15 protein-coding genes are annotated in these 14,257 nt (G+C 50.4%); 10 read left to right on the top strand and 5 right to left on the bottom strand.

The window, feature by feature from the left end; all coding sequences use genetic code 11:
• Positions 1 to 5 precede the first annotated feature (5 nt).
• Positions 6 to 881 (bottom strand): acetylglutamate kinase, encoded by an 876-nt coding sequence (gene argB, locus ACN0YN_RS20955; protein WP_417386970.1) that lies wholly within the window; start codon positions 879 to 881, stop codon positions 6 to 8.
• Between the two features lie 526 nt (positions 882 to 1,407).
• On the opposite strand from argB, the gene ACN0YN_RS20950 reads away from it, so the two are divergent.
• On the top strand, positions 1,408 to 1,905 hold the full coding sequence (locus tag ACN0YN_RS20950; RefSeq protein ID WP_417386969.1) for a hypothetical protein: 498 nt from the start codon (positions 1,408 to 1,410) through the stop codon (positions 1,903 to 1,905).
• 105 nt (positions 1,906 to 2,010) lie between these two features.
• Here the strand turns inward: ACN0YN_RS20950 and ACN0YN_RS20945 are convergent, their stop codons facing one another.
• Together ACN0YN_RS20945 and ACN0YN_RS20940 are read right to left on the bottom strand one after the other, a co-directional pair.
• Entirely contained in the window at positions 2,011 to 2,697 is a 687-nt protein-coding gene (locus ACN0YN_RS20945) for an ABC transporter ATP-binding protein (RefSeq protein WP_417386968.1), read from the bottom strand.
• Between the two features lie 55 nt (positions 2,698 to 2,752).
• Positions 2,753 to 4,120: an ABC transporter permease gene (locus ACN0YN_RS20940; RefSeq protein ID WP_417386967.1), complete on the bottom strand. Its 1,368-nt coding sequence runs from the start codon at positions 4,118 to 4,120 to the stop codon at positions 2,753 to 2,755.
• Positions 4,121 to 4,408: 288 nt separating this feature from the next.
• On the opposite strand from ACN0YN_RS20940, the gene ACN0YN_RS20935 reads away from it, so the two are divergent.
• From ACN0YN_RS20935 to yidD, 4 genes are read left to right on the top strand one after another with little or no spacing between them, the layout of a single operon-like run.
• Entirely contained in the window at positions 4,409 to 5,335 is a 927-nt protein-coding gene (locus tag ACN0YN_RS20935; protein WP_417386966.1) for a DnaJ C-terminal domain-containing protein, read from the top strand.
• A 5-nt stretch (positions 5,336 to 5,340) separates the two neighbouring features.
• Positions 5,341 to 5,784, top strand: coding sequence for a hypothetical protein (locus tag ACN0YN_RS20930; protein ID WP_417386965.1), 444 nt, complete (start codon positions 5,341 to 5,343; stop codon positions 5,782 to 5,784).
• Complete coding sequence (gene rnpA / locus ACN0YN_RS20925; RefSeq protein WP_417386964.1) at positions 5,781 to 6,185, top strand: ribonuclease P protein component; 405 nt, start codon at positions 5,781 to 5,783, stop codon at positions 6,183 to 6,185. The genes ACN0YN_RS20930 and rnpA overlap by 4 nt, the downstream gene beginning before the upstream one ends.
• Positions 6,185 to 6,436: a membrane protein insertion efficiency factor YidD gene (yidD, locus tag ACN0YN_RS20920; protein ID WP_417386963.1), complete on the top strand. Its 252-nt coding sequence runs from the start codon at positions 6,185 to 6,187 to the stop codon at positions 6,434 to 6,436. Before rnpA ends, yidD begins: the two co-directional genes overlap by 1 nt.
• Positions 6,437 to 6,447: 11 nt before the next feature.
• On the opposite strand, the gene ACN0YN_RS20915 is transcribed toward yidD, so the two are convergent.
• Positions 6,448 to 7,542 (bottom strand): hypothetical protein, encoded by a 1,095-nt coding sequence (locus ACN0YN_RS20915; protein WP_417386962.1) that lies wholly within the window; start codon positions 7,540 to 7,542, stop codon positions 6,448 to 6,450.
• 488 nt (positions 7,543 to 8,030) lie between these two features.
• On the opposite strand from ACN0YN_RS20915, the gene ACN0YN_RS20910 reads away from it, so the two are divergent.
• From ACN0YN_RS20910 to ACN0YN_RS20900, 3 genes are all read left to right on the top strand, one after another.
• On the top strand, positions 8,031 to 8,501 hold the full coding sequence (locus tag ACN0YN_RS20910) for a universal stress protein (protein WP_417386961.1): 471 nt from the start codon (positions 8,031 to 8,033) through the stop codon (positions 8,499 to 8,501).
• Positions 8,502 to 8,624: 123 nt separating this feature from the next.
• Entirely contained in the window at positions 8,625 to 8,984 is a 360-nt protein-coding gene (locus ACN0YN_RS20905) for a 2Fe-2S iron-sulfur cluster-binding protein (RefSeq protein ID WP_417386960.1), read from the top strand.
• 121 nt (positions 8,985 to 9,105) lie between these two features.
• On the top strand, positions 9,106 to 10,134 hold the full coding sequence (locus ACN0YN_RS20900; protein ID WP_417386959.1) for a prenyltransferase/squalene oxidase repeat-containing protein: 1,029 nt from the start codon (positions 9,106 to 9,108) through the stop codon (positions 10,132 to 10,134).
• A 20-nt stretch (positions 10,135 to 10,154) separates the two neighbouring features.
• Here ACN0YN_RS20900 and ACN0YN_RS20895 read toward each other — a convergent pair whose 3' ends face one another.
• Positions 10,155 to 11,087, bottom strand: coding sequence for a histone deacetylase (locus ACN0YN_RS20895; protein ID WP_417386958.1), 933 nt, complete (start codon positions 11,085 to 11,087; stop codon positions 10,155 to 10,157).
• Positions 11,088 to 11,729: 642 nt separating this feature from the next.
• Here ACN0YN_RS20895 and ACN0YN_RS20890 point away from each other — a divergent pair.
• Together ACN0YN_RS20890 and ACN0YN_RS20885 are read left to right on the top strand one after the other, a co-directional pair.
• Complete coding sequence (locus ACN0YN_RS20890) at positions 11,730 to 13,037, top strand: HEAT repeat domain-containing protein (RefSeq protein ID WP_417386957.1); 1,308 nt, start codon at positions 11,730 to 11,732, stop codon at positions 13,035 to 13,037.
• Positions 13,038 to 13,174: 137 nt separating this feature from the next.
• A complete protein-coding gene (locus ACN0YN_RS20885) occupies positions 13,175 to 14,212 on the top strand; it encodes a mandelate racemase/muconate lactonizing enzyme family protein (protein ID WP_417386956.1) in 1,038 nt (345 codons plus the stop codon).
• The last annotated feature ends 45 nt before the right edge of the window (positions 14,213 to 14,257 follow it).

Here is a 14,257-nt window from a genome sequence, read left to right as displayed (position 1 = left end):
ATCACTTATTTGACAATCTCAGTCCCGATCCCTTTATCGGAATAGATTTCCAGTAGAATCGAATGCGGGAGCCGGGCGTCAACGATATGCACTTTTCCCACACCGCTGGCAAGTGCTTCCAGGGCAGCATCAACCTTGGGAACCATTCCCGCATCGATGGTCCCATCAGCAATCAGAGCACGGCAGCGTTGCGTCTCCAGATGAGAAACCAGTGTTTCCGGATCGTGCCGATCCAGAAAGATACCGGGCACATCGCTCAGAAACACCAGCTTTTCCGCTTTCAGAATCCGGGCCAGAGCCGCCGCTGCGGTATCGGCATTGACGTTGAGTTTCTGACCGGTTGCATCCAGGGCGACCGACGGAATCACCGGAATCGCATCGGACTGACAGACTTCCGCCAGCAGATCCTGATCGACGTCAGTCACATATCCCACATGCCCGAGATCGACGGCCGATCCATCTTCCGCCTGCAGGGTCAACTGCTCTCCGCGCAGACAGTTTCGAGTACCAAAATGCAGGGCTTCCGCTTTTGCTCCCTTTGACTCGATTTCCTTTACCAGCGAGGCGCTGATCTGATTGGCAAGCACATCGGTGGCGATTTCCAGTGTCTGTTCATCCGTAAAGCGGCGTCCATTCACGAAACGTGGCTCAATACCGGCTGAGTTCATAGCCTGGCTGATCGTTTTTCCGCCCCCGTGTACCAGGATCGGATGCATGCCCACTGTCCGCATGAAGATCACGTCCGTCAGAAAACTTTTGACGGCAGCCTCTTCTTCCAGAGCACTCCCTCCGAGTTTGATGACGACATAACGGCCTCGAAACCGGCGAATCCAGCTCAACGCTTCAATCAATACAGCTGCTTTACGAACGGCATCTTCCACAATGAACCTTTCACCCTTCCGGACACATCAACAGTTTCAGATTTGTTACCCTGTGACAAGCAGGCTATTGTAAGTGTCTTGAAGTCACTGTCAAACCAGTCGGTGGCGACATCGGAATTTCCAGCCTGCTGAACAGATCAGAGCAGCGGATTTCGTTTTTTTGCACCGGAAATATCATTTTTATCTCAACTTCAACTGCAATCATCTTAAATCAGGATTTCTACCGGTTTTCTGATCGCTGATCTGGCATAATCCAACTTGAATCGAACCACTGACAGGCTTCACAATCGGACTGATCAATACTGTCCCGGCAAGTAGAGAGAATGGCACGACAGTCCGCTTCGGCAATTTTGCACCGACATACACCCGATACAAGCCATCTCTTCAGAAGCCACGAAATGTTGTGTGGACCTTCCAGGGATTTCCCCGATACATAACTCTACAGAACGAGAGAATTTTCACTCACCATGCTGCATTGCCTGTCAACAACTCAGAGACCCCCAAAGACCGAGACGGAGAAACAACGTTGGCCCACTCACACTTGCCGATTCAACACCTGATGAAACAAATGGAAAACTTTGCTTCAGAACCATCTAACATTAACTGTCGCCCCTCATGGATCAATGAATTTGTCGATGAGATCGCCGATATTTTTAATCCTTTTGACGAAGTCGGCCGCGTCGGCTTCGACTGTCAGTTTACAGAAGAATGCTGGGAAGTGGGCCTGTTTCTCGGCAGCACAGAAATCGTAGGAGGACAGCGGGACGGACAGTTCATCGCTGCCAGCTTCCAGTTTGATTTATTACAACTCCTGGATCGTTTCGAATCGGTCAACCGGTTCCACTTTAACTTTCTGGAACAGTCTGACTCAGTGACGACCAGTGATTCCTCATCTGCCTACATCACAATTGAAGGACACCTGACTGATCTGGAGATTGTGCGTCTGAATGTTTATGCCACTCCTCCCGAAGAGGCAGGACCCGGCTTTCGCAAAACGCACGACGGTAAAATCGACACCGTCTGAGCTACGATACCTCGCTAACGTGACAGCGGCACCCACAGATTAAAAAGAAACATCATTGCGACGCGAACAGCTGCGATTCATCACTTGGGGATCGCAGCTGTTTTTTTATTCCACCGACTCGAGCGTCTCTTCCTCTGCCACTTTCCCGTCACGTAAGCGAAGAATGAAATCTGAATCCTGGATATAGCGCTCGTCGTGAGTGACGATCACTACCGTCGTTTTGTATTCTGCACTCATCTCGCGCAGACAGTCGAAGATTTCCTTCCCGGTTCTGGTATCGAGTTCCCCCGTCGGTTCGTCGGCCAGAATCAGAAGTGGCCGTTTTAGCAGCGCGCGGGCGATTGCCACTCGCTGCTGCTCTCCCCCCGAGAGCTGACTGGGGCGGTGTGTCAGCCGATTGCCAAGACCGACCTGCTGCAGCAGTGCTTCGGCACGTTGTCTCTGCTCCGCCGTCACTCCCTGAGGCAGATAGGGGGCCAGCACATTTTCCAGTGCATTCAGATTTTTCAGCAGATTGAAGTTCTGAAATACAAACCCGACTTTGTCCCGGCGGTAGATATCGCGTTCATTCTGATTGAGTGCAGACAGAGATCGGTTCTGGACGAAGATCTCACCAGCAGAAGGGGTATCCAGCGCTCCCATCAGATACAGCAGAGTACTCTTGCCACTGCCGGACGGCCCCAGAATGAATGAAAACTTCTGGCCGGGAAACTGACAACTCACTCCCTGTAATGCATGGACTTCGGTTTCACCACTCTGATGAATCTTCTTTACGTTTCGAACTTCAATCATCTCAATCAACACTTTCTGAATTCAGAGAATCAGTCATAGCAGAAGCAAATAGGCTTCAACCGCGGCGAATGGCATCGATGGGAGTCATGCGTGTGGTCCAGATTGCTGGATAGAGCCCGCCCAGCACGCCGAGCAGAGTACTGAAGAAGACACCAAACAACAGTAATCCCGGGCTGGCATACAGGTGCACCTGGCTGGCGAACTTCCAGTTGACGACGGCGATGGCGATCAGTCCCAGGATTCCTCCCAGGATGCCCCCCAGCACTCCCAGCAGAGAGCTTTCCGCGGTAATCAGCAGCATCACATCCCGATTCGACCAGCCATTGGCTTTCAGGATCCCAAAGTCTACGACCCGCTCCATGACACTCATCAGCATCGTGTTGATAATACTCAGCATCGCAATCAACACACCGATCCCTGTCATCAGGCCCAGAAAAATATCCAGGTCCGCAGTAAACGTATCCAGGCGTTCGCCCCAGTCGGAGGCAGAACGAACCTCCAGCCCACTTTCTGCTGACTCAGAATCAGATTCCGTTTTAAGTTCTGCGATTGCCGGTTTCGCGATCCTGTCCCCCTCTTTTTTGTCAGTGAGTTTTTTTTGCGTGGGATTGTTCTCTGTAGATTTCCCTTTTAAGGTCTCGTCAATCGCCGTCATGAAATCTTGAAGGATATTGGTATTTGACGAACTGGCCAGAGCCAGGGAAGCCGGCTGCCAGGAAGCGAGTTCGCGTCCTTGGAACCGATCCTTGATTGCCTGAACCAGTTGCTCGTTGGGAACAGTTCCCGACTGTTCGATGTAAAAGCAACTCACACTGTCCGGATCAAACCGAGTAATTTCGCGTACAACATCAATATCCAGAATGATGGCAATATCCAACAGAATCGAACCCGACTCATAAAGACCAACGATGTGCATTGTCTGACCATTCACTTCAATCTGATCCCCGATCTGTTTGTGATGCTGTTCGGCGATCTGTCGGCTGATTACCGTATTCAATGTGCCACGATCTTCCAGAGTCAGAAATCGGCCTTCATAAATCGCTTCGCGATAGATCCCATGTTTCAACTCTAAACGCGTGGGCAGATCGGTTCCAAACAGAAAGCGAGGCGGACTGATCACGGGTTTCCCTTCAATCAGATTCACCCGGGACCAGATTTCCGAGTTAACAATCGCCACACCAGGCACTTCTTTGATCTCTGTACCCCAGGAACGTGGAATCCGCGAAAACAACGGGATGGGCGCGCCGGGCTGCATGGCTACGATCCCCGATATTTTTCCAAAGGTCTGCGAAACAGTCTCTTCCAGCCCTCCTGCGATGGAAAACAGGCCCACCATCCCGGCAATGGCTATCGTTAAACCCATTAAACACAAAAAAGAGCGAAGTGAGCGGCTCAGAAGATTTTTAATCGCAAATTTTAACATGGAAGCAGTTTTCCGAAGAGTAGATTCGATTCAGGCTGTGCAGGGTAGTGGCATTCTACGCAGATCAGATCCATCAATGAATCAATTTGATTCGTATTCTTATAATAAAAGCACTGTTTATAAGCAGTTATAGACTGAGCTAACTTGAAAACCAGTGAATTTCGAACGTAGAATGCTCCCTGTTGAGCCTCTCTCAGGAAAGCATTCAACGAGCGAAAACGCCATGCTGCATGGCGGGCGCTCGCGATCAATATTAGACGCCTGGTACATCAAACGAATTTCGAATCTATGAGCAAACGAGACTATTACGATATTCTGGGGGTTTCCCGCAGCGCAACCGCTGACGAAATAAAAAAAGCGTACCGCAAACTGTCGCGCAAATACCATCCGGATATGGCGCCGGATGACAAATCGGCTGATCAGAAGTTTAAAGAAGTTCAGGAAGCCTACGAAGTATTACGCGACGAACAGAAACGGAAACAATACGACCAGTTTGGACATTCATTTCAGCAGGCAGGTCCGGGAGGTGGCGGATATTATCAGTCTGCCGGCGGAGCAGGCCCTGTTGACTTTGAAGACCTGTTTGGTGGTGGCGGTATCGATCTGGGAGATTTATTCGGCGGTGCGTTTCGTGGAGGAGGATCCAAGCGTGCGCAGCCTCGGCCACAAAAAGGGGAATCCAAACGCCTCTCCATCGATATTCCCTTCCACCTGGCAGCCGTGGGAGGAGAACATGAGATCAGTCTGCAGAAAGGGGGAACTTCTGAGCGACTGACTGTGAAGATCCCGGCTGGCGTCGACAGCGGTTCTGTCGTCCGTTTGAGTGGTCAGGGAAACCCGGGAGTACACGGTGGTCCGGCTGGCGATTTGCTGCTGACCCTCAAAGTGGGGCCTCACCCCTATTTCAAACGTGAGGGCAGTAACCTGATCCTGGAAGTTCCCATTACACTCACCGAGGCAGCGCTGGGTGCCAAAGTCGATGTCCCCACTTTGACCGAAGGAGAAGTCACCGTCACCATTCCTCCGGGAACATCCAGCGGCAGCAAACTGCGTTTGCGGGGAAAAGGGATCATTGATCAGAAGTCAAGACAGACGGGCGATCAGATTTGTGCTATCAAGATCGTCGCCCCCAAAACACTCAGCGATGAGGCCAAAGCCCTGTATGAACAACTCAAAGATTTACAACAGGAATCTCCTCGATCGAAAGCATGGTGAATTCGATGCAGTATAAACTCCTCTCTGCTTCCCGCATGTGGCTCAGCTCGCTGTTCCTTTTTTGTGTGTGCCTGCTCTCAATCTCTCTGACAGCCCAGCCAGGAATGGCTCAGGAGCAGGAAGCGGGTTCGACAACCGGTAAAGCTGCTGAACAGTCCGGCGTGGATCTGCCCGACAACCCGACAGAGGAAACTTCCGATCCGGATTCTGAAAAACCGAAAAAAGACGAACGTCCGCGGGAACTGGGTGTCATGATTTTAATCGTCTGGCTGCTGGCAGGAGCCGGGATCGGGATTCTGATTTTTACCTCCCTGTTCGGTCATTCCGTCCGCAGTATGATCCGTCGTCCCTACCCGAACCAGATGTATTCCCCTGGAAAACAACAACCTGATGTTCCAGTAGAAACCGGTACGGAAGCAGAGACAGACGACGAAAAACCAGAATCATGACCGGTTCAAATGACGATCCCCGGCGACAGAACTCCACTGTCAAACCATGTGGCTTCCCCAGCGAACGCCGCATTCGCAGCCAACAGGATTTCGATGCCATTTATTCGGCAAAACAGCGGGCCGGCGATCAGAATCTCTTACTGTTTGCGATTCGGAACGGACTCACTATTACCAGACTGGGTGTGAGTGTCTCAAAAAAAAATGGTAACGCCATCAAACGCGCGCGAAAGAAAAGACTGCTCCGCGAGGCATTCCGCCTGATCCAGGCACAATTACCAGCCGGCCTCGACCTGATCGCAGTCCCTCGACCCGATCGGGAAGGAGATCTCACGGGATATCAGAAGTCGCTGAAATACCTCTCGCAGAAGCTAAACCGCCGTCTGGAGCAAAAGTCTGGCTGATGAAACAGATCGCCCTGCAAATCGGTCGCATACTGTATCAGCTTCCTGCCCGGACACTGATTGGCCTGGTTCGCATTTACCAGATGACGCTCAGTCATCTGATAGGCAGACAGTGCCGGTTTCATCCGACCTGCAGTGAATATTTCATTCAGGCGGTCAAAAAATATGGCGCGATCCGAGGATCCTGTAAAGGGTTCCTGCGAATCTGTCGCTGCCACCCCTTTCACCCAGGGGGCTATGATCCCCCCTGATCGACGATTTGTTAATAGACGCGACGAGGTGTAATTTGAACCGGTGTTTCCGGCATTGCACTTCGTGGGACGGGTGTAGCTTCTTGCTGTACATGCTCATAACTGATTTTTCGCAGAGGTACAGACTGGTCCTGAGAAATCATCGAAGGGACCGTCAGTTCCCGAGGATGCTTGAACTCCGGCTGCTCGGCAGGAAAGTCGGGAGTGGAAACCGGGGTCGCTGTCTTGAACTCGAATTTGCGTACCTGCTGCTGTTGCTGAAACTGTTTCGCGTATGGCCACATTTCCAGTTGATCTTCTGTAGTTGAGAAATCTTCGATTGTCAGAGGCTCTCGTGTAGCTGAAACCCTCCACGAATTATTGAAATTGGTTGCTTCACCCGGCGGAGGCAGTTGTGGCAACTGCTGTGATTTCGCATCCGGTTGAGGCAGAAGTTTCTGTGGAGGAGCAGGCAGTGTCGGTGTCGGCTTGAGTGGTTCCGGACGCAGCAGTTCCTCGGGCATCTCAGACTCTTCAAAGACGGGCACGGAATTGATACAGGAAAGATCTCCACCGAAGGACTCTTCTTCAATGACTTCCACATGGCTGCCGGAAACCTTGCGCACCCAGTCCGGTGTTTTCACGTGTGATTTCATTTTGGAATAGAAATCTTTGACTTTTCCGTTCATCTGTTTCACTTTTTGTGACATCGAATTAGATACCGTTGAATAACGGGGAACCAGTCCCAGATTCTTTTGAGCCGGTTCTTCCGATTCATCTTCGAAGATGGATTTGAAATATTCAGAGTCATCAATCGATTCTTCATCAGAGACTTTGCGGATAAGTGACCGCTGCTGATTGGAAGTCTGCTCTGAACCCGGCAGAATCAGGCTCGGAGGTGCTGCTGGTGGATAGCTGTCATCAAACGGAGCGGGAGCCGGTTCCATATGCTGTTTGCCCGGGCTCTGGTATCGGGGAGCCTTGGTTTCCATCTGCTCCTGATACTCGGCACTGGGGCGAGAGGCCTGCTGATAGACCTTCTGTTGGACATACTGGCAGCCAGCTAACCCTGTAATGGAAAACATGCACAGTGATAACGAAATCGTTTTCGAATAGGGCCGTAACATCTTGATTTCCTCTTTCCGTGTCAATCAGACAGTGCCAATCTAAAAAAAACCACTTCCCGTATTTGACAAGCTCATAAAATGTGGTATGGCACACGGAATAAAAATCGGTTAAATCTGCCGTTTTCGCATATATGAAAGTAGTCAATCAGTTAGAATAGGCGCAACAGCCATCCGTTTATTCTCGCAAAAACGATTTCTCATAAATGCAAGTGTCGTGATTGATAAAGCTATTGTTTGTGATCTAACGATCGTATTATCTGTAAGCGGCTGAACGGTACGGAACATCACTAAAATAACGATATTAGTGGCTGAATCAGGTTTAGGAGTCTGTTAAGTTCTAAGGATTATGCCTGTCGTCGACCATTGACCGCCTGTTGGTCTATGGCCGGAAGCAGGCAGGATGATTTTTGAAATCGATACCGAGAAGTGCTGAACCGGTCTCTGAAGTAACTGCAGTAGATGGATATAATAAAACAAGGAGTGACCCCATGATTGATTTGAAGAAAATTCTCGTACCAACCGACTTCAGTGAATTCGGGCAGCAGGCCCTGCTTTATGGATGTGAACTCGCAAACCGATTTGGTGCCGAATTACATCTGTTGAATGTCGTTCAGGACGCCGTCGCCATGTTCCCCGAACCGAATATGATGGGAACCTCCATGAATGACCTGGTCGCCGACATGCAGAGTCTGGCTCAGAAACAATTGGAAGAAATGCCCGGTCTGCCTGGAACAGAAAGCCTGAAAGTCGTACGTGAAGTCTGTGTGGGACCTGCCTTCCTGGAAATTATCCGATATGCCAAAAAAACAGAAATCGATCTGATTGTGATCGGCACACATGGTCGTACCGGCCTTAAACATATGTTACTGGGAAGTGTCGCGGAAAAAGTGGTCCGCAAAGCCCCCTGTCCGGTACTGACAGTTTCCCACCCGGAACGGGAATTTGTAATGCCGACTTAAATAATCTGCTGCAAACTACTATAATTTATTGAGTTAACATCACCGGAAACTCGTAGAGATACTGAAGCGTCTCAATTCACGATGAGTTCCGGACTCAACCCGAACTGAAATACTGAGGAAACAATGCCAAAACTGACCGTTGAAAATGTAGGAGAATTCGAAGTGGAATCTGGTAAGCGCCTGGTTTTGGCCCTGACCGAAGATGCCCAGGTCGATCAATTACATGCCTGTGGCGGCGCAGCTCGCTGTACAACATGCCGAGTTGAGTTTATCGAAGGTGAACCTGAAAAAATGACGGTCGCTGAAAAGAATGTACTCGAAGCGCGTGATGTTACCGGCTGCCGTCTCAGCTGTCAGATTCTCTGCGATCATGATATGACCGTCCGGGCGATCAGTCGTCTGGAAGGGAGCGGCCGTGCCGATGCAGGGCATATGCCTAAACCCGAAATTGAACCTCAACCCGTAGAATGGGTTGATAAATAACCTGAACTTCAAATCCGGGAAGCTCTGGTGATTATGATCCGCGTTCAGATCAGAGCTTCTCATTTATTTCCGGCATTGTGAGATCATAACCGCCGGGTCCTCTGTATAGAGGGAGTAATTGATGAGATTCATTCTTTTCCTATGCCTGATGACTGTCGGCCTGATTCTGTCCAGCCCCGAGACAGCCTCGGCTAAAAAACGTGACCCGAAAATGCAGCAGGCGATTTCAAATGCCCTGGAATACCTTGCCAGAGAGCAGCGTCGCCAGGGATACTGGGAAGCCAATGGTGGCCAGTATCGGGTAGCGATGACGGCGCTTGCCGGTAATGCATTGCTGGCAGAAGGATCTACGACCACACGCGGGAAGTATGCAAAGAATGTAAAGAACGCCGTGGATTACCTGCTGGAAATGAGCCAGCCCAATGGTCTGATCGGTTATAAGAACGACTACCATTACACCTACGGGCACGGCTATTCCATGGTCTTCCTCTCCCAGGTTTATGGCGAAGAAGAAGACTCGCTCCGTCGTGAGGAACTCAAAAAAGTACTGATGAAAGCCGTCGAGTTCTGCGCCGGTGCCCAGACAACCCGTGGCGGTTGGGGATATGTTTCTGCCAAAGACGGCAATGATTTTGATGAAGGCTCAACCTGTATCACACAGGTTCAGGGATTACGCGCCTGTCGCAATGCCGGCATCCCCGTCGATAAAAAAATCATCGACCGCGCCAAGAAATACATTTCAGACTGTACAACTCCCGAAGGGGGCGTCCAATACAGTATTCGCGGCGGCGGTGCTCGACCGGCGATCACAGCAGCCGCCTGTGCCGCCCTGTTCAATGCGGGAGAATATGATTCCGATCACCTGAAAAACATGCTCGATTTCTGCAAGAAGAATATCTGGCCGGGAGGTAATTCAAACCGTTACTTCGGGCACTGGCATTACGCTCATTTTTATTACGCCCAGGTCATGTACCGCGGTGAAACCAAGGACTGGGATAAGTACATCGAAGATATCGGCAAGCAGATTCTCCGCAAGCAGTCTGCCTCCGGTGCCTGGATGGAAGGGCACGTCGGCCCCGTCTATACGACTGCCATCAATGCCACTATTCTGCAGCTTGATAAAGGTTATCTGCCGATCTATCAGAAATAGCAGCCTTCCCGGTTACAGGCTCAGTCATTACTCAGACTGTTTAAATGACAGACCACTGACTCCGCCAGCCTCTGGGGATGATAGCCCCCTTCCAGCAGACTGACGATGCGGCCTTCACAGTAGTCACTTGCCACTTCCTTGACCAACTGAGTTAACGCACCAAAATCTTCTGTCTCCAGCCCCAGCGAGCCAATCGGATCTTCCTTATGTGCATCAAAGCCTGCACTGATCAGAATCAGTTCGGGCCGGCAACTGGCAGCTGCGTCAGCCAGCATGCGCTCAAACTGGGAGAGATAATCCTGCCGGGAGATCCCGAATGCCAGAGGAAGGTTCCAGATCGTCCCCTGCCCTGCTCCTGATCCCGTTTCATGTCCCAGACCAGTTCCCGGATAAAACGGGTGCCGATGAGCGGAAAAGAAGTAGACCGACTCCTCTTCATAAAAAATATCCTGAGTGCCGTTTCCGTGATGCACGTCCCAGTCAACAATCAGAACACGGTTTAATCCATGAAAGTCAACGGCGTGGCGGGCGGCGATGGCCACATTATTCAACAGACAAAACCCCATGGCCCGATCCGAGAGGGCGTGATGCCCCGGTGGCCTGCTGGCACAAAAAACCTGCTTCGCCTGCCCCTTGATCACCCGATCCACGGCTTCAACTGCACAACCTGCTGCATAGCGGGCCACCTCATACGAGTCGGCAGACATGACCGTATCGGATTCAATTCGGCCCCCTCCAGCTGCAGAGAAGGCCTGTAAGTCATTTAAGTACGTTTCAGGATGAACGCGTAAGATTTCCTCTCCCGTTCCCACCTGAGGATCGTTCATGATTACTAAATTGGGAATTGTCGCGGCAGAAACCTGATTCATCACCGTTTCCAACCTCAGACCACATTCCGGGTGAGCCCCGGTTTCATGCTTCAAGAATGTGTTACTCTGAAAATAAACTGTCATACAATATCCATTCCAGACAGGGATGATCTCACACTGAATTCCTCAGAACCCAGATAACCGTCATAAGAAGCCTCAGACAACAGCGGGACGCTGAACATTCTGATCGCAGGTAATCACATTTTCTTCACACATACCATCTCGACAGGCATGGATGGCTTTTTACAAATTATGATTGTCCTCAGTAAATTCGGAAGCACGTTCACCTTGCACAAGAATTCCGGCCTGAGGATTGAGAAAAATCTTGACAGTTCGTAAGGTAAAGCGATACCGTAAGATAATAAAACAGTGCCATGGAAGACAGTGGAATTTATTCCTGCAGCGACAACAGAGAGATTTTGACCGTGCAAGTAGGATTGGGACGCTGATTCCCTGAATCTGCTGATCGAAAATGGCAGATTTAATTGGTATCTGCTCTATATTTATCGTATGATTTATAGTGATTCATATCCTCATTCCGCTTCGTTCGGAACCAGAATAGCAGTCGGCATTTAATCACAGGAAATCTATTCGGCTGCCATAGAGTTATTTGCCTTATTTGTGTAATATTTTCCTTGAATGTAACGCTCCCAATTGAAGTCGAGAAAACCCTGTACTTCTGAATGTACTGGGGTTCGAGCAGAACGTTGAATGAAGGAACTTTCCGTGCGACAATCCATATGCTCGTATCAGACCGTTTCAGGAATTGAAATGCTGACCGCCAGAGTATGCAGACAGGTTCTGCTGGCAGCCGGTCTGTTACTGTGTTCCAGTTCGTTAGTTCTCGGCCAGCAACCGGCAGACCCCAATGCCCAGAACGACGCATTGAATGTATACAAAGAGTTGATTACTCCCGATGAAGCGGTCAATTTTCGAAAAACCAAACTGCGGGATTTCGACAAAGTGCTGCGGGGCGGAAAACTCAGTTCTGCTGAAGAGAAAAAACTGATTGCCGAAGGAGCGAAATATCACGTCTACCTGATGACCCTCAAGCAGGATCCCAATAAACCCGAAAATGAGACCGACCTGAACAAACTGCGGGCAAACATCCTGCGGGATATTAGTTTTTCCGGCAAGATTTCCGGTAACTTTCAGGCACGTGAACTATATCTCGAAGAACTCACAAAACGAGCCCAGGACCTGCTCGACAATCATCGTCTGGTTCGGTTCAGCGCCGTCGTGTTACTTTCCCAGCTGGACCTGCGTGACGAAGACCGTTCGAAGAAAACAGAACGCGTCGCTTACACCATGGCTTATGTCCCCCTGGTCAAGATCCTGAATGATAAATCTCAGCCGACTGAAGTCAAGATTGTCGCTGCCAACGGCCTCGCGCGAATCGGACAGACCGGTAATCCGACCAATCAGTTACGGGTCAAAATTGCAGAAGAAATTATTGATGAGTTAACCCAGTCGGTCGACGAGTTTTCCTGGTATCAGCGCAGTCTGGTGAATGCCCTCGGTTCACTGGGTATTTCCGACAACCTCGCTCGGCAGCCCATCGTCACGGATGCTTTGCTGAAAGTCATGAATAACGCCAAACGGACCTGGGATGTTCGTTCTGCTGCTGCAGAAAATATCGGCAAGCTTCCACTCAAAGCAAACGCGGATATCAAACTCATCACCTATTCCATTGTCGATATGACACGGAAAATGATTCAGGCTTACAATGCGAACCCCAACGCATTCTTCTGGAAACGCTGTTTCTGGAACGTCTACCTGGCATTCAAGCCTGAGAACCCGGCTGATAACACAGGCCTGACCAAAATGCAGGTAAATCAGACTGTTGTCAACGATGCCTACAAACAGGTCATTAAACCGATCTCCACCGTTCTGCAACCTAATGTAGCCGCAAAAATTAATGCAGAAACCATCAACGGAATGGATGACTGGCTGAAGAAGAATCTTCCTAAGAACTTCCGGGTTGCTCCCGTACAGGCCAAACCGCAGAATCAGCAGGTTGCTGAAGGCAGATAAATATTCTTCCTTAGAAGAGTGAAATCGCGAGCCTGAGTTTCTGTCTGAATCTTCCACTGCAGAAATTCCTTTGATTCTGACCAGCCATCTCACTGCAGATCCCTGCTTTTTCTATCTTATTTGAGTAGAATGGCAGCATGCAAATCACAGACGTTCGCGCGATACAACCTGCAGGTAAAAACTCTCCTCCCGACTGGCGTACCAGTATGGGTCAGATTCTCGTCGCCATTGACACCGATGCCGGTATCACAGGCTATGGAGTGGGCGGGGGAGGACTGGCAGGACAACACGTGGTCAAGACCGTCCTGCGCGATCTCCTGCTCGGCAGAAACCCGGCAGAAATATCACAACTCTGGAATGACATGTATCAGGCCACCCTGGCATTTGGCCGCAAAGGCATTGCCATCATGGCCATCAGCGGAGTCGACCTCGCCTTGTGGGATCTGCAGGGAAAACGGGAACAGAAACCGGTTGTCGCGCTGCTCGGGGGCACTCCTGGTACAAAATTGCCAACCTATCATACGGTGTGGTCAACAGAGGATCTTACGACAACCGGTGAGCACGCCGGTTATAAACTGCACCTGGGAAAAATTGCTGCTCCGGAACAACGCGATTTGATGGTCGCCTCCATTGAACAGGCACGATCCAGCATTGGTGCCTCGCCGTTACTGATGGTTGATGCCTGGATGAAATGGGACATTGAATCAACCATTTCGATTTCGCAGGCGATCAAACCGTTTCAGGTCGAATGGATCGAAGAACCATTATCCCCGGACGATCTGGCCGGTTACACGGTCCTCAAAGAAAAAACAGCAGTCCCCATCGCGGGGGGCGAGCATGAGTTTACCGCAGAGGCTTTTCGCCCGCTCATTGAACAGAAGCTGCATGCGGTACTTCAACCCGATGTCAACTGGTGCGGTGGTTTGACGGAACTGATCAGAATCTACACAATGGCAAAGGAAGCCGGCTTACGTGTCTGCCCGCATCGCGGTTGTGAAATCTGGGCATTGCACGCCATCGCTGCGCTGGATCCTCAGCCCCTCGCAGAAACCGGTCGCCCTTGGATGACCTGGGTCAAAGGACAACCAGAGATTCAACAGGGTAAGATCGAAGTTTCAGATCGCCCTGGCTTTGGTCTGTTATTCGACGAACATCAACTGCAACTTGTAAACTGATCTATCTATCTCGAATTCTTACACTCTGAAATGCGGCCCATTATG

It is taken from the genome of Gimesia sp. (assembly GCF_048260065.1).
In the GTDB taxonomy this organism is placed as follows: domain Bacteria; phylum Planctomycetota; class Planctomycetia; order Planctomycetales; family Planctomycetaceae; genus Gimesia.
This window is presented reverse-complemented; position numbering and strand designations above follow the sequence as displayed.